At 62.1% G+C, this 20228-nt stretch carries 19 protein-coding genes; 4 read left to right on the top strand and 15 right to left on the bottom strand.

The genetic code is table 11. From position 1 onward, the window contains the following. Window positions 1–126: 126 nt before the first annotated feature. From folP to rlmE, 3 genes are all read right to left on the bottom strand, one after another. The gene (folP, locus tag GYB81_RS21475; protein ID WP_161867192.1) at window positions 127–978 is read right to left on the bottom strand and encodes a dihydropteroate synthase; all 852 of its coding nucleotides are present in this window, start codon (window positions 976–978) and stop codon (window positions 127–129) included. 8 nt (window positions 979–986) lie between these two features. After that, a complete protein-coding gene (gene ftsH / locus GYB81_RS21470; RefSeq protein WP_161867193.1) occupies window positions 987–2900 on the bottom strand; it encodes an ATP-dependent zinc metalloprotease FtsH in 1914 nt (637 codons plus the stop codon). 173 nt (window positions 2901–3073) lie between these two features. Continuing rightward, a complete protein-coding gene (gene rlmE / locus GYB81_RS21465; protein ID WP_017363689.1) occupies window positions 3074–3697 on the bottom strand; it encodes a 23S rRNA (uridine(2552)-2'-O)-methyltransferase RlmE in 624 nt (207 codons plus the stop codon). 90 nt (window positions 3698–3787) lie between these two features. On the opposite strand from rlmE, the gene yhbY reads away from it, so the two are divergent. Beyond that, window positions 3788–4099 carry a ribosome assembly RNA-binding protein YhbY gene (gene yhbY / locus GYB81_RS21460; protein ID WP_003240550.1) on the top strand — a complete coding sequence of 104 codons (312 nt, stop codon included), beginning with the start codon at window positions 3788–3790 and terminating at the stop codon, window positions 4097–4099. Between the two features lie 85 nt (window positions 4100–4184). Here yhbY and GYB81_RS21455 read toward each other — a convergent pair whose 3' ends face one another. The 8 genes from GYB81_RS21455 to grpE all read right to left on the bottom strand — a co-directional run bounded on the left by GYB81_RS21455 (window position 4185) and on the right by grpE (window position 14402). After that, the gene (locus tag GYB81_RS21455) at window positions 4185–4625 is read right to left on the bottom strand and encodes a DUF4149 domain-containing protein (protein ID WP_161867194.1); all 441 of its coding nucleotides are present in this window, start codon (window positions 4623–4625) and stop codon (window positions 4185–4187) included. Further along, complete coding sequence (gene greA / locus GYB81_RS21450; RefSeq protein WP_012019582.1) at window positions 4603–5079, bottom strand: transcription elongation factor GreA; 477 nt, start codon at window positions 5077–5079, stop codon at window positions 4603–4605. The genes GYB81_RS21455 and greA overlap by 23 nt, the downstream gene beginning before the upstream one ends. Then, window positions 5076–8297 carry a carbamoyl-phosphate synthase large subunit gene (gene carB, locus GYB81_RS21445; RefSeq protein ID WP_161867195.1) on the bottom strand — a complete coding sequence of 1074 codons (3222 nt, stop codon included), beginning with the start codon at window positions 8295–8297 and terminating at the stop codon, window positions 5076–5078. Before carB ends, greA begins: the two co-directional genes overlap by 4 nt. 36 nt (window positions 8298–8333) lie before the next feature. Next, window positions 8334–9482, bottom strand: coding sequence for a glutamine-hydrolyzing carbamoyl-phosphate synthase small subunit (gene carA / locus GYB81_RS21440; protein WP_161867196.1), 1149 nt, complete (start codon window positions 9480–9482; stop codon window positions 8334–8336). A 190-nt stretch (window positions 9483–9672) separates the two neighbouring features. Beyond that, entirely contained in the window at window positions 9673–10476 is an 804-nt protein-coding gene (gene dapB / locus GYB81_RS21435; protein WP_161867197.1) for a 4-hydroxy-tetrahydrodipicolinate reductase, read from the bottom strand. 77 nt (window positions 10477–10553) lie between these two features. After that, complete coding sequence (gene dnaJ, locus GYB81_RS21430) at window positions 10554–11681, bottom strand: molecular chaperone DnaJ (protein ID WP_024309426.1); 1128 nt, start codon at window positions 11679–11681, stop codon at window positions 10554–10556. A gap of 135 nt (window positions 11682–11816) precedes the next feature. After that, entirely contained in the window at window positions 11817–13733 is a 1917-nt protein-coding gene (dnaK, locus tag GYB81_RS21425) for a molecular chaperone DnaK (protein ID WP_161867198.1), read from the bottom strand. A gap of 99 nt (window positions 13734–13832) precedes the next feature. Continuing rightward, a complete protein-coding gene (grpE, locus tag GYB81_RS21420) occupies window positions 13833–14402 on the bottom strand; it encodes a nucleotide exchange factor GrpE (RefSeq protein WP_104729457.1) in 570 nt (189 codons plus the stop codon). Between the two features lie 157 nt (window positions 14403–14559). Between grpE and recN the strand changes: the two genes are divergently transcribed. Further along, window positions 14560–16236: a DNA repair protein RecN gene (gene recN, locus GYB81_RS21415; protein WP_104729456.1), complete on the top strand. Its 1677-nt coding sequence runs from the start codon at window positions 14560–14562 to the stop codon at window positions 16234–16236. A 105-nt stretch (window positions 16237–16341) separates the two neighbouring features. Here the strand turns inward: recN and fur are convergent, their stop codons facing one another. After that, a complete protein-coding gene (gene fur / locus GYB81_RS21410; protein ID WP_013717010.1) occupies window positions 16342–16746 on the bottom strand; it encodes a ferric iron uptake transcriptional regulator in 405 nt (134 codons plus the stop codon). A gap of 94 nt (window positions 16747–16840) precedes the next feature. Between fur and GYB81_RS21405 the strand changes: the two genes are divergently transcribed. Further along, window positions 16841–17359: an outer membrane protein assembly factor BamE gene (locus tag GYB81_RS21405; protein WP_104729455.1), complete on the top strand. Its 519-nt coding sequence runs from the start codon at window positions 16841–16843 to the stop codon at window positions 17357–17359. Window positions 17360–17434: 75 nt separating this feature from the next. Here GYB81_RS21405 and GYB81_RS21400 read toward each other — a convergent pair whose 3' ends face one another. From GYB81_RS21400 to GYB81_RS21390, 3 genes are read right to left on the bottom strand one after another with little or no spacing between them, the layout of a single operon-like run. Further along, on the bottom strand, window positions 17435–17755 hold the full coding sequence (locus tag GYB81_RS21400; RefSeq protein WP_104729454.1) for an RnfH family protein: 321 nt from the start codon (window positions 17753–17755) through the stop codon (window positions 17435–17437). Continuing rightward, complete coding sequence (locus GYB81_RS21395) at window positions 17748–18182, bottom strand: type II toxin-antitoxin system RatA family toxin (RefSeq protein WP_104729453.1); 435 nt, start codon at window positions 18180–18182, stop codon at window positions 17748–17750. The genes GYB81_RS21400 and GYB81_RS21395 overlap by 8 nt, the downstream gene beginning before the upstream one ends. Further along, window positions 18183–19586 carry a sodium-dependent transporter gene (locus GYB81_RS21390; RefSeq protein WP_161867199.1) on the bottom strand — a complete coding sequence of 468 codons (1404 nt, stop codon included), beginning with the start codon at window positions 19584–19586 and terminating at the stop codon, window positions 18183–18185. Window positions 19587–19713: 127 nt separating this feature from the next. Between GYB81_RS21390 and smpB the strand changes: the two genes are divergently transcribed. Further along, window positions 19714–20196, top strand: coding sequence for an SsrA-binding protein SmpB (smpB, locus tag GYB81_RS21385; RefSeq protein WP_037050873.1), 483 nt, complete (start codon window positions 19714–19716; stop codon window positions 20194–20196). Window positions 20197–20228 lie beyond the last annotated feature (32 nt).

Genomic DNA, 20228 nt, shown 5'->3' with positions numbered 1-20228 from the left:
TCTGGCCGCCTTTTTCAACAGCCTCAAAATGCTCATATACAGCACGTTAAGTCGAACGCGACCCTGAACTTTTCCTGGCTGTTTATGCCTAGCCCAGAACGCCTCGCCTACGCTTTCAAAAATTTGCTACTGCGCCGCTTCAACGGCAGCAATCATGCGCACCACGTCTACCGTTTCGGCGACATCGTGCACACGCAGAATATGCGCACCCTTGGTCAGCGCCAGGGCCGCCAATGCCAGACTGCCGTAGAGTCGCCCGCCAACTTCGCGCCCCAGCACATTGCCAATCAAGCTCTTGCGCGATACGCCGACCAGCAGGGGGCAGCCCAAGGCAGAGAGCTCGCTCATGCGCTTGAACAGCACCAGATTGTGCTCCAGCGTCTTGGCAAACCCAAACCCCGGATCGAGTACGATCCGCTCAGCGGGAATGCCGACCGTCGCGCATGCAGCCATGCGTTCGGCGAGAAAATCCCGCACTTCGCTGACGATATCCGGATATTGCGGGTTGTCCTGCATGTTTCCAGGCTCACCGCGCATATGCATCAGACAAACCGGCAAGCCGGTGTCAGCCGCAGCATCAAGAGCGCCATCGCGCTGCAGGGAGCGCACATCGTTGATCAGCCCCGCCCCCAGCCTTGCGCTTTCGCGCATGACCGCCGGTGTCGAGGTATCCACGGAAATGATCACGTCCAGCTCACGAGCGATGGCTTCGACCATCGGCGCAACGCGCTCCAGCTCTTCGGTCGGCGAAACGCTTCGCGCGCCCGGACGCGTGGACTCACCACCGATGTCGATCAGCGTCGCGCCGGCGGCAACCATCTGTTCGGCATGACGCAGGGCTGCGTCGCGCGCCGTGAAACGCCCACCGTCGGAAAACGAATCGGGAGTGACGTTGAGGATGCCCATCACTTGCGGACGGGACAAATCAAGAAGCCGGCTGCCACAAGGCAGCCGGCTCGGGTGTTGCTGTTGAGACATATGGAACCTTAGTGTTCGGCCGCTGGCCCACCGATGGGCTTTTCGGGACGACTGGGTTCGTCGATCTTGGCCTGCGGGGCACCGGAGTCGCCACCGCCGTCCCAACCACGCGGCTCGCGAGGCTCACGACCACCCATGATGTCGTCGATCTGCTCGGAGTCGATGGTTTCGTACTTCATCAGTGCTTCGGCCATGGCATCGAGTTTGTCGCGGTTCTCTACCAGCAACTTCTTCGCGGTGGCGTAGCACTCGTCGATGATACGGCGCACTTCCTCGTCGATCTGCTTGGCGGTCTCGCCGGAAACATTGCTGTTCTGGCTACCCATGCTACGACCGAGGAACACCTCGCCCTCTTCTTCGGCATACATCAGCGGGCCCAGTTTCTCGGACAAGCCCCACTTGGTGACCATGTTCTTGGCCAGCTGGGTGGCGCGCATGATGTCGTTGGAAGCGCCGGTGGTGACACCATCGAAGCCCAGGGTCATTTCCTCGGCGATGCGGCCACCGAACAGCGAGCAGATCTGACTGATCAGGGCGCGCTTGCTCAGGCTGTAACGATCCTCTTCCGGCAGGAACATGGTCACACCCAGAGCACGACCGCGCGGGATGATGGAAACCTTGTAGACCGGGTCATGCTCGGGCACCAGGCGTCCGACGATGGCGTGACCCGCCTCGTGGTAAGCAGTGTTGAGCTTCTCCTTGTCGGACATGACCATGGTCTTGCGCTCGGCGCCCATCATGATCTTGTCCTTGGCCAGCTCGAACTCCTTCATTTCCACCAGACGCTTGCCGGCACGGGCGGCGAACAGCGAGGCCTCGTTGACCAGGTTGGCCAGATCGGCACCGGAGAAGCCCGGGGTACCACGGGCGATGACCGCCGGGTTGACGTCGTCGCCCATCGGCACCTTGCGCATATGCACTTTCAGAATCTGCTCACGACCGCGGATGTCCGGCAGACCGACCACCACCTGACGGTCGAAACGGCCGGGACGCAGCAGCGCCGGATCGAGTACGTCAGGGCGGTTGGTGGCGGCGATGACGATGATGCCGTCATTCATCTCGAAACCGTCCATCTCTACTAGCAACTGGTTGAGAGTCTGCTCACGCTCGTCATGACCACCGCCCATGCCGGCGCCACGATGGCGACCGACGGCGTCGATCTCGTCGATGAAGATGATGCACGGGGCGTGCTTCTTCGCCTGGTCGAACATGTCGCGCACGCGGGAGGCACCGACACCGACGAACATCTCGACGAAGTCGGAACCGGAAATGGTGAAGAACGGCACTTTCGCCTCACCGGCCACGGCCTTGGCCAGCAGCGTCTTACCGGTACCCGGCGAGCCGACCATCAGCACGCCGCGCGGAATGCGGCCACCGAGGCGCTGGAACTTGCCTGGATCGCGGAGGAATTCCACCAGTTCGCTGACTTCCTCCTTGGCCTCGTCGCAACCGGCAACATCGGCAAAGGTCGTCTTGACCTGGTCTTCGGAGAGCAGGCGCGCCTTGGACTTGCCGAAGCTCATCGGGCCGCCCTTGCCGCCCGCGCCGCCCTGCATCTGGCGCATGAAGAACATGAACACGGCGATGATCACCAGAATCGGGAAACTGGCGACCAGCAGCTGGGTCCAGATGCTCTGCTGCTCGGGCTGCTTGCCTTCGATGACCACGTTGTTGTCGATCAGGTCACCGATCAGGCCACCATCCTGAATGGCCGGACGAATGGTCTTGAAGCCTTCGCCGTCGGTGCGCTTGCCGGTGATCACGTAACCATCGACGGTGACGCGCTCGACGCGCCCTTCCTTGACCTGCTCGATGAACTGCGAGTAGCTCAGGGTCTGCGGCTCGCTCGGGCTGGAGAAGTTGTTCATCACGGTAACCAGCACCGCCGCGATGATCAGCCACAGGATGAGATTCTTTGCCATGTCGTTCAATTAGCTACCCTCTGAAGCAGGCCTCGTGGCGAAGCAGGCTTCCCATGACGACCAATGATATACCGGCCTAACTTACACCAAACGCCCACATCCCGCAGGCACCGTCTGTAACCCTTTATGAGGTTTATGCCACTGAGACCGACAGAGCCGACACCAGTTTCAACTCATAATCCGCGAAAGCCGCGCGCCAACAGGTATTGTTCACGGGAACGATCCCGCGACGACAGCGGCTTGCGCATCTGCACCTTGTCGAAGGTCTCGCGCACCTGTTTGTGGTACGCATCGAAACCCTCGCCCTGGAAAATCTTGATCAGAAAATCCCCGCCCGGCCGCAAAACCCGTCCGGCCAGATCCAGCGCAAGCTCGCACAGATACATGGCGCGCGCCTGATCGGCGGTTCTCACCCCACTCATATTGGGGGCCATATCGGAAATAACAAGGTCGACCGGATTTTCGCCGATGGCTTCAAGAAGTCGGGCGAATACCGCATCGTCGGTAAAATCGCCCTGAATGAAGGTAACGTCGGGAATTGCATCCATTTCCAGAATATCGGAGGCGATCAGGCGGCCCTTATCGCCGATCACCCGACTGGTGACCTGCGACCAGCCACCCGGCGCAGCGCCGAGATCGACCACGGTCATGCCGGGACGCAAAATGCGATCCTTCTCCTGGATTTCCAGCAGCTTGTAGCTGGCGCGCGAGCGATAGCCGTCCTTCTGCGCCATCTTCACGTAAGGATCGTCGAAATGTTCTTTCAGCCAACGCTGGCTGGTCTTGGAACGTGCCACTGAAACCTCGAGCTCAACGGGTCATGAATAACTGCGCGGGCTCGGGTAAGATAAGCGCCGTTTTCCAGACCGAATTAGGTACTAACGATTATGCCGCTCACTCAAGAGCAGAAGAAACAATTCAAATCTATCGGCCACCATCTGAAACCTGTATTGATCGTGGCGGACAACGGTTTGACCGAGGGCGTGCTGGCCGAACTGGACCGCGCTCTGAACGATCACGAACTGATCAAGGTACAACTGCGTCTGGCCGAACGCGAAGATCGCCAGGCTGCCATCACCGCCCTGTGCGAAGCCGGCCGCGCCGAACTGGTGCAGTCGATCGGCAAGGTCGCCCTGCTCTATCGCAAGAACCCCAAGCCGAATCGCAACCTGTCCAACGTGATTCGCTACCAGGGCTGAGCCGTAAGGGAGCGGATTTGTTCGTGTCACAGCGGGCCAGCGCTACGCGTTGATCGCGAACGAATTCGCTCCTACGCAACACCCGCTAGCGCCTCGCCGGCGCGCCCGGAACCGGCTGCAGCACCAGCAACAGCCCGCAGAACGCCATCACCAGATAGCTGAAGCGTAGCCAGTACTCGGCCTGCGGCCATTGGTGCAACGCGACGAAATAACTCAGGGCCATGACCGCAACGGTCAACAAAAGCTGCCCACGCATATCCCGCCACAGACTCGAAAGTCCGTCACTGCGCAGCAGGGCGAAGGCCTGCAGCGCCACGCACACGGCCGTCAGGCCGACAAGCAGCGGAACCAGGCGCTCGGCTATTTCCTGCACCAACAGAGGTGCCAGGCCGATCTGGCCGATGGCCGGCAGAATGACGAACTGCAACAGCCACAAGCCGCCGACCCAGAGGGTCTGGGCCAGCTGCCAGCTGACGGCAGCGGCCCGCGACGGCAGGTGCGGCTTAGATGTGGCGGACTTCGACAATCTCGTACTCGACCAGGCCACTGGGAGTCTGCACGCCGACCACGTCACCCTCGCTCTTGCCCACCAGGGCGCGGGCGATGGGCGAACCGACGGAGATCTTGCCCTGCTTGATGTCGGCTTCGTCTTCGCCAACGATCTGGTAGGTCACGCTTTCGTCGGTTTCGACGTTGGCGATTTCCACCGTGGTGCCGAAGATCACCTTGCCGGTGTGCTCGATGCTGGTGACATCGATGATCACCGCGTTCTGCAGGCGACCTTCGATATCACGCACACGCGCCTCGACCATGCCCTGCTCTTCACGCGCGGCATGGTATTCGGCGTTTTCCTTCAGATCGCCCAGTTCGCGAGCCTCGGCGATCGCCTGGCTCAGTGCGGGACGACGCACCTTGGTCAGGTGCGCCAGCTCTTCTTCCAGGGCGCGAGCGCCCTGGACGGTCATGGGGTACTTGTTCATGCCTTGATTCCTGCATGCAGATCCTGCAGCCGGCGCACGGTCTTCTCGGGACCGAACTTGAGCGCCTCACAGACCGCCTGCCCAGCCGCGATGGTGGTGGTGCAGTAGATCTTGTGCTGCAGAGCGTTACGACGAATGGAGTAGGAGTCAGCGATGGACTGACGGCCTTCAGTGGTGTTGATGATCAGGGTGACTTCGTCGTTCTTGATCATGTCGACCACGTGCGGGCGGCCTTCGGTCACCTTGTTCACGCGGCGTACCGGCAGGCCGGCAGCCTCGATCACCTTGGCAGTGCCGGCAGTGGCGACCACTTCGAAGCCCAGGCTGACCAGATCGCGCGCGACCTGAACGGCCTCGGCCTTGTCGTCCTCACGCACGCTGATGAAGGCGCAACCCGAGTTCGGCAGGATCTCGCTGGCTCCCAGCTGGGCCTTGGCGAAGGCTTCACCGAAGCTGTCGCCGACACCCATGACTTCACCGGTGGATTTCATCTCCGGGCCGAGAATCGGGTCGACGCCCGGGAACTTGGCGAAGGGGAACACCGCTTCCTTGACGCTGAAGAACGGCGGGATGATTTCCTGGGTGTAGCCGACTTCGGCCAGGGTCTTGCCGGCCATGACGCGCGCCGCCACCTTGGCCAGCGACTCGCCGACGCACTTGGAGACGAACGGCACGGTACGCGAGGCGCGCGGGTTCACTTCGATGACGTAGATGTCTTCGCCCTGCACGGCCATCTGCACGTTCATCAGGCCGACCACGCCGAGCTCCAGAGCCATCTTCTTGACCTGCTCGCGAATCTCGTCCTGGATGTGCGCCGGCAGCGAGTACGGCGGCAGCGAGCAAGCGGAGTCACCGGAGTGCACGCCGGCCTGTTCGATGTGCTGCATGATGGCGCCGATCACCACGGTTTCGCCGTCGCTGACCGCATCCACATCCACCTCGATGGCGCAGTTGAGGAAGCGATCCAGCAGCACCGGGCTGTCGTTGGACACCTTCACCGCTTCGCGCATGTAGCGCTTGAGCTCTTCTTCCTGGTAGACGATTTCCATCGCACGGCCGCCCAGCACGTAGGACGGACGCACCACCATCGGGTAGCCGATGTTCTTCGACAGAGCCAAAGCCTCGTCTTCGCTGCGCGCAGTGGCGTTGGCCGGCTGACGCAGGTTCAGGCGCTGCACCATCTGCTGGAAGCGCTCGCGGTCTTCGGCGCGGTCGATGGCCTCGGGGCTGGTGCCGATGATCGGCACACCGGCCTCTTCCAGGGCGCGGCAGATCTTCAGCGGAGTCTGGCCGCCGTACTGCACGATCACGCCCTTGGGCTGCTCGACGCGGACGATTTCCAGTACGTCTTCCAGGGTCACCGGCTCGAAGTACAGGCGATCAGAGGTGTCGTAGTCAGTGGAGACGGTTTCCGGGTTGCAGTTGACCATGATGGTCTCGTAACCGTCTTCACGCATGGCCAGCGCCGCGTGTACGCAGCAGTAGTCGAACTCGATACCCTGGCCGATACGGTTCGGACCGCCGCCGAGGATCATGATCTTTTCGCGACCGCTCGGGTTGGCCTCGCACTCTTCCTCGTAGGTCGAGTACATGTAGGCGGTGTCGGTGGCGAATTCGGCGGCACAGGTGTCCACGCGCTTGTACACCGGCAGCACTTTCAGCTTGTGACGGTGCGCGCGCAGGCTCTTCTCGGAAACGCCCAGCAGCTTGGCCAGACGCGCATCGGAGAAGCCCTTGCGCTTGAGCTTGAACATCAGGTCGTAGTCGATGGCAGACAGACCCAGGGTCTGCACGGTCGCCTCGTCCTTGATCAGATCCTCGATCTGTACCAGGAACCACTCGTCGATACGGGTCAGCTCGAACACTTCGGCGACGCTCTTGCCGGCGCGGAAGGCATCGGCCACGTACCAGATACGGTCGGCGCTGGGCACGGTCAGCTCGCGGCGCAGGGTGCTTTCGGCTTCCGGGTCGTTCAGGTCGAGTTTCGGATCGAAGCCAGCAACGCCGACTTCCAGACCGCGCAGGGCCTTCTGCACCGACTCCTGGAAGGTACGGCCGATGGCCATGACTTCACCCACGGATTTCATCTGGGTGGTCAGGCGGGCGTCGGCCTTGGGGAATTTCTCGAAGGCGAAGCGCGGGACCTTGGTCACCACGTAGTCGATGGCCGGCTCGAACGACGCCGGGGTGCGACCGCCAGTGATGTCGTTGGACAGCTCGTCGAGGGTGTAGCCGACTGCCAGCTTGGCGGCGATCTTGGCGATGGGGAAGCCGGTGGCCTTGGAGGCCAGTGCCGAGGAACGCGACACGCGCGGGTTCATCTCGATCACCACCATGCGCCCGGTGTTCGGGCAGATGCCGAACTGGACGTTGGAGCCGCCGGTTTCCACGCCGATCTCACGCAGCACCGCCAGGGAGGCGTTGCGCATGATCTGGTATTCCTTGTCGGTCAGGGTCTGCGCCGGGGCCACGGTGATGGAATCGCCGGTGTGCACGCCCATCGGGTCGAAGTTCTCGATGGAGCAGACGATGATGCAGTTGTCCTTCTTGTCGCGGACCACCTCCATCTCGTATTCCTTCCAGCCGATCAGCGATTCGTCGATCAGCAGCTCGTTGGTCGGCGACAGATCCAGACCACGGGCGCAGATTTCCTCGAACTCCTCACGGTTGTAGGCGATGCCGCCGCCGGTGCCGCCCATGGTGAAGCTGGGGCGGATAATGCAGGGGAAGCCCACCATCTCCAGCACGCCGTAGGCTTCTTCCATGCTGTGGGCAATACCCGAGCGCGGGCAGGCCAGGCCGATGTCCTTCATCGCCTTGTCGAAGCGCGAACGATCTTCGGCCTTGTCGATGGTGTCGGCGTTGGCACCGATCATCTCGACGCCGAACTTCTCCAGCACGCCGTGGCGCTCCAGATCCAGAGCACAGTTCAGCGCGGTCTGGCCGCCCATGGTCGGCAGCAGTGCGTCCGGGCGCTCCTTCTCGATGATCTTGGCCACGGTGGCCCACTTGATCGGCTCGATGTAGGTGGCGTCGGCCATGGCCGGGTCGGTCATGATGGTGGCCGGGTTGGAGTTCACCAGGATGACGCGGAAACCTTCTTCCTTCAGTGCCTTGCAGGCCTGCGCGCCGGAGTAGTCGAACTCGCAGGCCTGGCCGATGACGATGGGGCCGGCGCCGAGGATCAGGATACTTTTGATGTCTGTACGTTTTGGCATTTTATCTCTCTCGAATCCGTAGGTCAGTCGGCGGGCTTAGCGGCGCTTGGCCATGGCTTCGATGAAGCGGTCGAACAGCGGGGCCACGTCGTGCGGGCCGGGGCTCGCCTCGGGGTGGCCCTGGAAGCTGAAGGCGTCCTTGTCGGTACGCTCGATGCCCTGCAGGGTGCCGTCGAACAGCGACTTGTGGATCGGCCGCAGGTTGCTCGGCAGGCTGCTCTCGTCCACGGCGAAACCGTGGTTCTGGCTGGTGATCATCACCACGCCGGTATCCAGGTCCTGCACCGGGTGGTTGGCACCGTGGTGGCCGTGGCCCATCTTGACGGTCTTGGCACCGGAGGCCAGGGCCAGCAGTTGGTGACCCAAGCAGATGCCGAACACCGGGATATCGGTTTCCAGGATTTCCTTGATCGCCTTGATCGCGTAGTCGCACGGCTCGGGATCGCCCGGACCGTTGGAGAGGAACACGCCATCGGGATTCAGTGCCAGCACTTCGCTGGCCGGCGTCTGCGCCGGTACCACGGTCAGGCGGCAGCCGCGGGCGACCAGCATACGCAGGATGTTCAGCTTCACGCCGTAGTCATAGGCGACCACGTGATACGGCAGATCCTCGGCCGGGATCAGCGGATGGCTGTCGTTTTCCAGGTTCCAGGTGCTTGCGCGCCACTCGTAGGCACTGGCGCAGCTGACTTCCTTGGCCAGATCCATGCCCTTGAGGCCCGGGAAGCTGCGCGCCAGTTCCAGTGCCTTTTCTTCGGTGGCGTCGGCGCCAGTGAGGATGCAGCCGTTCTGCGAGCCCTTCTCGCGCAGGATGCGGGTCAGCCGACGGGTATCGATGCCGGCGATGGCGACGGTGCCATTGGCCTTCAGATACTCGTCCAGTGGCTGCTTGTCGCGCCAGTTGCTGGAGATCAGCGGCAGGTCGCGGATAATCAGGCCAGCGGCCCAAACACTGCAGGACTCGGCATCTTCCGGCGTGGTACCGGTGTTGCCGATGTGCGGGTAGGTCAGGGTAACGATCTGCTGGGCATAGGATGGATCGGTAAGGATTTCCTGATAGCCGGTCATGGCGGTGTTGAACACCACCTCTCCGATGGTCTGGCCATCGGCCCCGATGGAATCGCCGCGAAAAATGCTGCCGTCAGCAAGGGCTAAAATGGCAGGTTTGGGGGCTGGCTTAGTCAAGAAGACCTCCGTCTCGATCAAGGCTTGAAGCAAACGCAGGTTGTAAAAAAGCGGGATGACGTGTGAAGGTCATCCCGCTTTTTTATTTGAGCCATTCTGCGTAACTTTTAGTGGACACACTAAAACAGGAAGCTTACAGGAAAACCCTTTTTCGGTCCACCCAATAAGACGCCTCAGTCACACATTCGCGTCAGCGCAGGCCCAGTACGTCCTGCATGTCGTACAGGGCAGGCGAACGCTGCTGCAGCCACAGCGCCGAACGCACCGCCCCCTTGGCGAAGGTCATGCGGCTGGAAGCCTTGTGGGTGATCTCCACGCGCTCGCCGTCGGCGGCGAACAGCACGGTGTGATCCCCCACCACGTCGCCGGCACGCACGGTGGCGAAGCCGATGGTCTCGCGTTCACGAGCACCAGTCTGGCCTTCACGGCCATACACGGCGACCTTCTGCAGATCACGCCCCAGCGCATCGGCGACCACTTCGCCCATACGCAGCGCGGTACCGGACGGCGCATCGACCTTGTGCCGGTGATGCGCTTCGATGATCTCGATATCCACATCATCACCCAGCACGCGGGCGGCGGTATCCAGCAGTTTCAGGCACAGGTTGACGCCGACGCTGAAATTGGCGGCAAAGACGATCGGGATCTGCTTGGCCGCCTCGCTCAGCTGCTGCTTCTCTTCCACGGTGAAACCGGTGGTGCCGATCACCATGGCCTTGCCGGCCTGACGGCAGACTTCAAGATTCTTCAGCGTCACCGACGGATGGGTGAAATCGATCAGTACGTCGAAATCATCGACCACCGCGGCCAGATCACCCACCAGAGTCACGCCGATCTTGCCCAGGCCGACCAGTTCACCTGCATCGGCGCCGATCAGGCTGCTATCGGCACGGTCAACAGCGGCGCTGAGCTTCGCACCCTCGGCCTGACTCACCGCCTCGATCAGGGTCTTGCCCATGCGCCCGGCGGCGCCCATCACTGCAATACGTTGCATAAAATCAGCTCCAGGCTGCAGGCCTCAGGCCGCAGGCGAAAGGCTTGAAGCCTAACGCCTGCAGCCTGCCGCCGTGGTTATACGTCACCAAAGAAGCGCTTGACGCCTTCGAACCAGCCACTGGCCTTGGGCGAGTGGGAGTCGTCGCCCTGCAGCGACTTGCGGAACTCCTCGAGCAGCTCGCGCTGACGCTTGTTCAGGTTGACCGGCGTTTCCACCGCCACCCGACACATCAGATCGCCAGCCGCACCACCACGCACCGGGGCCACGCCCTTGCCACGCAGGCGGAACAGCTTGCCGGTCTGGGTGCCTTCCGGAATCTTCAGCTTGACCCGACCATCGAGGGTCGGCACTTCCAGCTCACCACCCAGCGCCGCATCGGCGAAGCTGATCGGCACTTCGCAGTAAAGATGCTTGCCGTCGCGCTGGAAGATCGCATGCTCACGGACGTTGACCACCACGTAGAGGTCACCGGCCGGCCCGCCATGCGCGCCCGCCTCACCTTCGCCGGACAGGCGAATGCGATCACCGGTATCGACACCCGGCGGCACCTTGACCGACAGCGTCTTGCTCTCTTCCACCCGGCCCTGGCCATGGCAGCTACCACAGGGGTCGGTGATCATCTTGCCGCTGCCATGGCAGCGCGGGCAGGTCTGCTGCACGGAGAAGAAGCCCTGCTGCATGCGCACCTGACCGATACCACCGCAGGTGGTACAGGTGACCGGACTGGTGCCCTTCTTGGCGCCGGTACCATCGCAGGTTTTGCAACCGACCAGAGTCGGCACGCGAATGGTCACGGTGGTGCCGCGCACCGCTTCTTCCAGATCCAGCTCCAGGGTGTAGCGCAGGTCACTGCCGCGCTGGGCACCGCCGCGCGAGCCGCCACGGCCACCGCCGAAGAAGTCGCTGAACACGTCGCCGAAGATGTCGGAGAAGTTGGCGCCACCGAAACCGGCTCCGCCGCCACCGCCCATCTGCGGGTCAACCCCGGCGTGGCCGTATTGATCGTAGGCCGAACGCTTGCTGGCGTCGGAGAGCACTTCGTAGGCCTCGTTGGCCTCCTTGAATTTCTCCTCGGCGTCCTTGTCGTCCGGGTTGCGGTCCGGGTGATATTTCATCGCCAGGCGCCGGTAGGCCTTCTTCAGCTCGGCCTCACTGGCGCCGCGCTCGACCCCCAGGATCTCGTAATAGTCACGTTTTGCCATAGTTGTGCTGCACTCTCAGATTCGTGAGCTCCAGATACGCCGACGCGGGAGAAGGCTCCCGCGCGGCGAATCCTGCCCGTCGCGAGCGACGGTGGAGCGTAAAGAAGAGGCGGCCCGCTGAGCAGGCCGCATCCCTTACTTGTTCTCCTTGACCTCTTCGAACTCAGCGTCGACTACGTCGTCACCCGCATCCTTGGCATCGCCGGCGTCAGCCTGCGCGGCACCACCTTGCGGCTGTTCGGCGTACATCTTCTGCGCCAGCGGCGTGGTGGCCTCGGACAGGGCGTTCATCTTCGCTTCGATGGCCGCCTTGTCGTCGCCCTTCACGGCAACTTCCAGCTCGCCAATGGCTTTCTCGATGGCCGCCTTCTCGTCGGCAGTGGCCTTGTCGCCCGCTTCGGTGAGCATCTTGCGGGTGGCATGCACCAGCTGATCACCCTGGTTACGGGCGGTGGCCAGCTCTTCGAACTTGCGGTCTTCCTCGGCATTGGCCTCGGCATCACGCACCATTTGTTCGATTTCCTCCTCGGACAGACCGGAGTTGGCCTTGATCACGATGGACTGCTGCTTGCCGGTGGCCTTGTCCTTGGCGGACACGTGCAGGATACCGTTGGCATCGATGTCGAAGGTCACTTCGATCTGCGGCACGCCACGCGGAGCCGGCGGAATCTCGGCCAGGTCGAACTTGCCGAGGGATTTGTTCTGCGCAGCCTGCTTACGTTCGCCCTGCAGCACGTGAATAGTCACGGCGCTCTGGTTGTCGTCAGCGGTGGAGAACACCTGCGACTTCTTGGTCGGGATGGTGGTGTTCTTCTCGATCAGCGCAGTCATCACGCCACCCATGGTTTCGATACCCAGGGTCAGCGGGGAAACGTCCAGCAGCAGCACGTCCTTGACGTCACCGGCCAGAACCGCGCCCTGAATGGCAGCGCCCATGGCCACGGCTTCGTCCGGGTTGACGTCCTTGCGCGGTTCCTTGCCGAAGAACTCGGCAACGGTCTTCTGCACCAGCGGCATACGGGTCTGACCGCCGACCAGGATCACGTCGTCGATCTTGCTGACGTCGATACCGGCGTCCTTCAGCGCAGTGCGGCACGGCTCGATGGTGCGCTGCACCAGATCCTCGACCAGCGACTCCAGCTTGGAACGGGAGATCTTCACGTTCAGGTGCTTAGGACCGGTGGCGTCTGCAGTGATGTACGGCAGGTTGACGTCGGTCTGCTGGCTCGAGGACAGCTCGATCTTGGCCTTCTCGGCTGCTTCCTTCAGGCGCTGCATGGCCAGCGGGTCGCCCTTGAGGTTCATGCCGGTTTCTTTCTTGAATTCGTCGACGAGGTAATCGATCAGGCGAATGTCGAAGTCCTCACCACCGAGGAAGGTGTCACCGTTGGTGGCCAGTACTTCGAACTGGTGCTCGCCATCGACTTCGGCGATCTCGATCACCGACACGTCGAAGGTACCGCCACCCAGGTCATAAACGATCACGGTGTGGTCGCCCTTGGCCTTATCCATGCCATAGGCCAGCGCAGCCGCGGTCGGCTCGTTGATGATGCGCTTGACGTCCAGACCGGCGATGCGGCCGGCATCCTTGGTAGCCTGGCGCTGGCTGTCGTTGAAGTAGGCCGGAACGGTGATCACCGCTTCGGTCACCGGCTCGCCCAGGTAGTCCTCGGCGGTCTTCTTCATTTTCTTCAACACTTCGGCGCTGATCTGCGGCGGAGCCATTTTCTGGCCGTTCACTTCGACCCAGGCGTCGTTGTTGTCAGCCTTGACGATCTTGTACGGAACCATCTGGATGTCTTTCTGCACGACATCCTCGTCGAAACGACGACCGATCAGACGCTTCACCGCGTACAGGGTGTTGTGCGGGTTGGTGACAGCCTGACGCTTGGCCGACTGACCAACCAGAATTTCGCCGTCGCCCGCGTAAGCGATGATGGACGGCGTGGTGCGAGCGCCTTCGGCGTTCTCCAGCACCTTGACGTTGCCGTTTTCCAGAATGGAGACGCAGGAGTTGGTAGTCCCCAGGTCGATACCGATGATTTTGCCCATGAAAATTCTCCCGAAACTTTGATTTATCCGTCGCCTCGTTTCACAGGCGCCGGCAGCACTAAAACGCTTGACTCAAAAATGGGGTCGCCCCCGGAAATTTCAAGCCTGCTCGTCGATGGACGGCGGCGGTGTGGTAGGCGCCTTGCTGACCACGACCATGGCCGGGCGCAGCAGGCGACCGTTGAGCAGATACCCCTTCTGGAACACCTTGAGCACCGAGTTCGGCTCGACGTTGGTGCTCTCCTCCATCGCCATGGCCTGGTGATGCTCAGGGTTGAACGGCTCGCCATGCGGCTCGATCGCTTCCAACTGATGACGCGCCAGGGTGTCGAGGAACAGCTTGAGGGTCAGCTGCATGCCCTCGCGCACGCCCTTGATGGCTTCGTCGTCCGGACTGGACAGTTCCAGGCCACGCTCCAGGCTGTCGACCACCGGCAGCAGGTCGTTGGCGAATTTCTCCAGAGCGAACTTGTGCGCCTTCTCCACGTCCTGCTCGGCGCGACGGCGCACATTCTGCAGCTCGGCCGCAACGCGCAGCGACTGATCCTGCGCTGCCGCCAGCTGCTCTTCCAGGGCCTGCACGCGAGCCGCCAGATCGTCGTTCGGCGCAGCATTCTCGGTCGCCTGAGTCTCGGGGTTCTGCGTGTCCAGGTTCTGTTCGTCAGCCATGCCTATCTCCTCTCGAATGAAACGGCGCGAGTCCGGCCCGCGCACCTGCCGCCTATATGGAGCCAAATCCCCAGCTTTCAAGGGGCGATACGGAGGATTGCCAGGAAAAGAAAAAACACTGTATAAATAACCAGACATCAATTCGGGAGCGTTCGCCATGCTGGTGCACCTGTCCATTCACAACTACGCCATCGTCGACCACCTGGACCTCGAACTGGACGCCGGCATGAGCGCCATCAGCGGCGAGACCGGTGCCGGCAAGTCGATCATGCTCGACGCTCTCGGCTTGTGCCTGGGCGATCGCGCCGACAGTGGCGTGGTGCGTCCCGGAGCCGACAAGGCGGACATTCTCGCCAGCTTCGACCTGACGGACATTCCCGAAGCCCGCGCCTGGCTCGCCGAGCGCGACCTGGACAGCGACGGCCCGTGCATCCTGCGCCGGGTAATCACCGCCGAAGGCCGTTCACGCGGCTACATCAATGGCAGCCCCTGCCCGCAGGCCGACCTCAAGGCCATCGGCGAGCTGATCATCGATATCCACAGCCAGCACGAGCACCAGTCGCTACTCAAGACCGACACCCATCGCCGCCTGCTCGACGAGTACGCCGGCAGTCAGGAACTGGCGCGCCAGGTGCAACTCGCCGCGCAGCGCTGGAAGCAGACGCGCAACGAGCTGGAGCGCATCTCCAGCCAGGGTGACGAACAGCGCGCCCGCCACCAGTTGCTCAGCTATCAGCTGGAAGAACTGGAAAATCTGGCGCTGGGCGACAACGAACTGGAACAGCTGGAGCAGGAGCACAAGGCCCTGAGCAATGCCGAGGCACTACTCGGCGCCTGCCGCCAGGTGCTCGACCTGTGCAGCGAGAGCGATGCCGGCAACGTGTTGTCGGCGCTGACCGCCAGCCTCAACCGCCTCGGCGCCTTCGGTGGCCAGGGCGGTGCGCTGGGCGAAGCGAGCAACCTGCTGGCCAGCGCACAGATTCAGGTGGAAGAAGCCGTCGGCGAGCTGAACCGCTTCGTCGATCACTTCGACGCCGATCCCGAGCGCCAGCAGTTTCTCGAAGAGCGCCTGGACACCATCTACACCCTGGCGCGCAAGCACCGCATTCAGCCGACCGAGTTGGCCGCTCTGCAGCAGCAACTGTTCGAAGAGCTGGAAGGCCTGAATGCCGACGATCAGGCCAGCGAACGCCTGGCCGAGGAACTGGCCGCCTACGAGCGTCACTACCAGGAAAAGGCCGCTGAACTCAGCACACTGCGCGGCAGCGCCGCTGAACGCCTGTCCGCGGCAGTGGAGCAGGAAATGCAGGCTCTGGGCATGCCGGGCGGACGCTTCAGCATTCAGTTGCAGGCCACCAACAGCGAAGAGCCGCATGCCAATGGTCTGGAAAGCGTGGAGTTCCTGGTCAGCGCCAACCCCGGCCAGCCGCTGCGCGGCCTGGCCAAGGTGGCGTCCGGTGGCGAGCTGTCGCGCATCAGCCTGGCGATCCAGGTGATCACCGCCCAGACCTCACGCGTACCGACCCTGGTCTTCGATGAAGTGGACGTCGGCATCGGCGGGCCGACTGCCGAAGTAGTCGGCCAGCTGCTGCGCCGCCTCGGTGAGCGTGGCCAAGTACTGTGCGTGACCCACCTGCCCCAGGTCGCTGCGCAGGGCCACCAGCACCTGTTCGTGCACAAGCGACGCGGTGAGGATGCCACGTCCACCGCGGTGAGCAAGCTGGACGAAAGCGGTCGCGTCGAGGAAATCGCGCGCATGCTCGGCGGCGTCGACCTGACCGAGGAATCCCTGGCTCACGCCCGCAAGATGGTGACCAGCGCCCAGGCTGCGTAAAGCGCTGCAGCCGGACGCGATCGGCAAACGACGAATCCGGCTTTCATCGAAGCCATAAAACAGAAAGGCGACCCAAGGGTCGCCTTTCTCATTGCCGCAGAAGCATCAACTCTTCTTGCGCACGTACAGCACCAGATTGTGGTCGACGAGCTCGAAACCGTGCTCCTTGACGATTTCCTTCTGGCGCTTCTCGATCTCGGAATCGAAGAACTCGATCACCTCACCGGAATCGACACAGACCATATGGTCGTGGTGACCGCTGTCGGCCAGCTCGAACACGGCATGACCGCCATCGAAATTGTGACGCACCACCAGGCCGGCGGCCTCGAACTGGGTCAGTACGCGGTATACGGTAGCCAGGCCAACGTCTTCACCCGCCTCCATCAGCGCCTTGTAGACATCCTCCGCACTCATGTGACGGTGTTCGGCGTTATCGAGCATCTGCAGGATTTTGACCCGTGGCAGAGTCACCTTCAGTCCAGCTTTGCGCAGTTCGTTATTTTCAACCATGGTCTGCTTTCTCATGGATGCTGCTTCGCAGCACCCTTCAATACGGGTATGATCCGGGGTTCAAGTTGCCCAAGATAGTGGAAGTCACCCTCCGATGCAAAAAACCAAGCTCTTGCTGACCAGCCTGTCGCTGACCGGGCTCTTCGCACTCGCCGGTTGTTCATTCCCCGGGGTTTACAAGATCGACATTCAACAGGGCAATGTCGTCACACAGGACATGATAGACCAGCTGCGCCCTGGAATGACCCGACGCCAAGTGCGGTTTATCATGGGCAACCCGCTGATCACCGACACCTTCCACGCTGATCGCTGGGATTACCTCTACAGCATCCAGCCAGGCGGCGGTCAGCGCTTCCAAGAGCGCGTGAGCCTGGTGTTCGACGGCAACGATCAACTGGTCGGCCTGGCCGGCGACTTCATGCCTGGTGTCAGCCGTGACCAGGCGATCATGGGTGAAGGCAGCGGCACCAGCAGCGCTCAGCCACAAGCCAAGCCGCAGGAAGATACGCCGCCGGCACCCGGCTCGCTGCTGGAACAGATTCAGCGTGAAGTGGATGAGGTCGAGACCGTACCGGTTCCGACTCCCGAGCCGCTGGACACCGATCCGCAGTAACAAGCGGACACGAAAAAGCCCGGAGCGATCCGGGCTTTTTCATATCTGCGTCCTGCAGGGCGAGCCTTGCGGCAGTCAGGCTGACTCCTCACCCTCTTCCCGCGCCTTGGCCTTGGCTGCGCGCTGTTTGCGCACTTCCTTCGGGTCGGCAATCAGCGGCCGATAGATCTCGACCCGCTCGCCCTCCTCGAGCACACGCTCCTCCGGCTTGCTTACCGCCTTGCCGAAAATGCCCAGCGGCGCCTGATTCAGGTCCAGCTCCGGAAAGAACTGCTGCATGCCTGAGCGTAATGCCGCTTCACGCACCGTGGTGCCGACCGGCACCGACAGACGCAGAAGCTTCTGCCGCTCAGCGAGGGCGTAGACCACTTCGATGGCGATACTGGGCTTATCCATACAGCTGCTTGGCTCGCTGGCAGAAAGCGTCGACCATGGTGTTGGCCGCCTGATTGAACAGCGGACCCAGCGTGGCACGCACCAGCGGCCCGGCGTAGTCGAAGGTCAGGTCCAGGCTGATCTTGCAGGCCTTGTCACCCAGCGCCTTGAATTCCCAGACGCCATTGAGGCTGGTGAAGGGTCCTTCCTGCAGATTCATCTCGATGCGCTGGCCGGGCAGCAGCACATTGCGCGTGACGAAGCGCTGACCGATACCGCCCTTGGCCACTTCGAGGCTGGCCAACATGTGCGTCTCGCTGACTTCCAATATTTCACTGGAGCTACACCAGGGCAGGAACTGCGGGTAGCTGGCCACATCGTTAACGAGGTCATACAGCGCCTGTGCCGGGTAAGGCAGCAACGCCGAGCGCTGGATTCGGGTAGTCATTTACTTGCTCAGCTCCGCGATGAATACGATCAGCACGCCGATCGGCGCCACGACGCGAATCAGCCAGAGGCACAGATTGAACAGCAGCGGGCTCCTGATGGCCAACTCTTCACGCACGGCGTCGCGACTCAGCACCCAGCCGGCGAACAGGGCGAAGGACAAACCGCCCAGTGGCAACAGAATGCGGCTGGTGAGGTAATCGATGCTGTCGAAGAAGGTCTTGCCGCCCTCGGCGCCCCACTGCAGCAGGTGGAAACCATCTTCAGCGAAGACGAAGAACTTGGCCTCGGCCCACAGATTGAACGACATCACCGTACCCATGCCGACCAGCCAGCAGAACAGTGCCAATACTGCGGTCACCTTGGTACGGCTGCGCCCGGTTTTTTCGACGAAGTAGGCGACAGCCGGCTCCAGCATGGAGATCGACGAACTCCAGGCAGCGACGGCCACCAGCACGAAGAAGATCAGCCCCATCACCTGGCCGAAGGCAATGTTGCCGAACGCGATCGGCAAGGTGACGAACATCAGCCCCGGCCCCCCACCTGGCTCCAGGCCTGCGGCGAACACGATGGGGAACAGCGCCATGCCGGCGGTCAGTGCAACCAGAGTATCGAGCAGACCGACGGTGAGCACAGTGGCGCCAATCGAAGCCTTCTTCGGCATATAGGCGCCGTAGACCATGATCGAGCCGACGCCGACACTCAGGGTAAAGAACGCATGCCCCATGGCGGCGAGAATGCCGTCCTGAACCTTGCTCGGATCGAAATGGAAGAGGAAGTCGAAACCTTCGCGGAAATGTCCGGTGGTAAAGCTGTAGCCCAGCAGAACCAGCAGCAGCACGAACAGCAGCGGCATCATGATGCGCAGGCTGCGCTCCAGCCCGGCCACCACGCCCTTGGCGATGACGAAGGCAGTGACCAGCATGAACAGGCTGTGCCACAGGGTCAGTCGCCACGGATCGGAGGTCAACCCGCCAAACGCTGCCCCGGCGCCATCGGCGCTGATGCCGGTGAAGTCGCCTCGCCCCATGCCGAGGATGTAATCCAGCGACCAGCCAGCCACCACGCTATAGAAAGACAGGATCAGCAACGCGGCGACCATGCCCATCAATGCGGCCAGAGACCAGTGCTTGGAGGCGCCGGCCTCGATCGCCAGACTCTTCATCGCGTTGACCGGACTTTGCCGGCCGCGGCGACCGATCAGGGTTTCCGCCAGCATGATCGGCACGCCAACCAGGGCGATGCAGAACAGGTACATCACGACGAACGCGCCACCGCCGTAGACGCCCGTCATGTAAGGAAACTTCCAGATATTGCCGAGGCCCACGGCCGAGCCGGTGGCCGCCAGAATGAACACCCAGCGGCTGGCCCAGGCACCGTGAATTGAAACTTTGTCGCTCGCCATTGCGGCCAAGACCCCAGATTGCGGGAAAAAAGATCGCGCATTGTCGGAGATTCGAGGCATGGGCTCAAGTTTGGCTCGGTAAAGCCCCATGGCGCAGGCGCCGGCGACTCCCTATAATGCGCGCCCTATGGCTAAGCAAAAGAAACATCCTCAAGGCACCATCGCGCTGAATAAAAAAGCGCTGCACGATTATTTCGTCGAACAGAAGTTCGAGGCGGGCGTCGCCCTGGCCGGCTGGGAAGTGAAAAGCCTGCGCGCCGGCAAGGCACAACTGGTCGACAGCTACGTGCTGCTCAAGGACGACGAGGCCTGGCTGATGGGGGCGCATATCACCCCACTGAAGACCGCCAGCACTCACGTCATCGCAGACCCGATCCGCACGCGCAAGCTGCTCCTGAACAAGCGTGAGCTGGACAAGCTGTTCGGTGCCGTGCAGCAGAAAGGCTACACCTGCGTGGCCCTGTCGCTGTACTGGAAACAGCACCTGGTCAAGTGCGAGATCGCCCTGGCCAAGGGCAAAAAGGACTTCGACAAGCGTCATGTCGAGAAAGAGCGCGACGCCAACCGCGAAGTCCAGCGCGCCATGCGCAGCAAGGGCAAGGACGACTAAGCGCGCCTCAAGCGAAGGCGATAATGTCTGGC

Source organism: Pseudomonas yangonensis, from assembly GCF_009932725.1.
Taxonomy (GTDB): domain Bacteria; phylum Pseudomonadota; class Gammaproteobacteria; order Pseudomonadales; family Pseudomonadaceae; genus Aquipseudomonas; species Aquipseudomonas yangonensis.
This window is presented reverse-complemented; position numbering and strand designations above follow the sequence as displayed.

What these genes read in the sequence shown, in the direction of transcription:
- folP (WP_161867192.1), bottom strand. Translation starts at nt 978, where the DNA reads ATGTCTCAACAGCAACACCCGAGCCGGCTGCCTTGTGGCAGCCGGCTT.
- ftsH (WP_161867193.1), bottom strand. Translation starts at nt 2,900, where the DNA reads ATGGCAAAGAATCTCATCCTGTGGCTGATCATCGCGGCGGTGCTGGTT.
- yhbY (WP_003240550.1), top strand. Translation starts at nt 3,788, where the DNA reads ATGCCGCTCACTCAAGAGCAGAAGAAACAATTCAAATCTATCGGCCAC.
- greA (WP_012019582.1), bottom strand. Translation starts at nt 5,079, where the DNA reads ATGAACAAGTACCCCATGACCGTCCAGGGCGCTCGCGCCCTGGAAGAA.
- carB (WP_161867195.1), bottom strand. Translation starts at nt 8,297, where the DNA reads ATGCCAAAACGTACAGACATCAAAAGTATCCTGATCCTCGGCGCCGGC.
- dapB (WP_161867197.1), bottom strand. Translation starts at nt 10,476, where the DNA reads ATGCAACGTATTGCAGTGATGGGCGCCGCCGGGCGCATGGGCAAGACC.
- dnaJ (WP_024309426.1), bottom strand. Translation starts at nt 11,681, where the DNA reads ATGGCAAAACGTGACTATTACGAGATCCTGGGGGTCGAGCGCGGCGCC.
- dnaK (WP_161867198.1), bottom strand. Translation starts at nt 13,733, where the DNA reads ATGGGCAAAATCATCGGTATCGACCTGGGGACTACCAACTCCTGCGTC.
- grpE (WP_104729457.1), bottom strand. Translation starts at nt 14,402, where the DNA reads ATGGCTGACGAACAGAACCTGGACACGCAGAACCCCGAGACTCAGGCG.
- recN (WP_104729456.1), top strand. Translation starts at nt 14,560, where the DNA reads ATGCTGGTGCACCTGTCCATTCACAACTACGCCATCGTCGACCACCTG.
- fur (WP_013717010.1), bottom strand. Translation starts at nt 16,746, where the DNA reads ATGGTTGAAAATAACGAACTGCGCAAAGCTGGACTGAAGGTGACTCTG.
- GYB81_RS21405 (WP_104729455.1), top strand. Translation starts at nt 16,841, where the DNA reads ATGCAAAAAACCAAGCTCTTGCTGACCAGCCTGTCGCTGACCGGGCTC.
- GYB81_RS21400 (WP_104729454.1), bottom strand. Translation starts at nt 17,755, where the DNA reads ATGGATAAGCCCAGTATCGCCATCGAAGTGGTCTACGCCCTCGCTGAG.
- GYB81_RS21395 (WP_104729453.1), bottom strand. Translation starts at nt 18,182, where the DNA reads ATGACTACCCGAATCCAGCGCTCGGCGTTGCTGCCTTACCCGGCACAG.
- GYB81_RS21390 (WP_161867199.1), bottom strand. Translation starts at nt 19,586, where the DNA reads ATGGCGAGCGACAAAGTTTCAATTCACGGTGCCTGGGCCAGCCGCTGG.
- smpB (WP_037050873.1), top strand. Translation starts at nt 19,714, where the DNA reads ATGGCTAAGCAAAAGAAACATCCTCAAGGCACCATCGCGCTGAATAAA.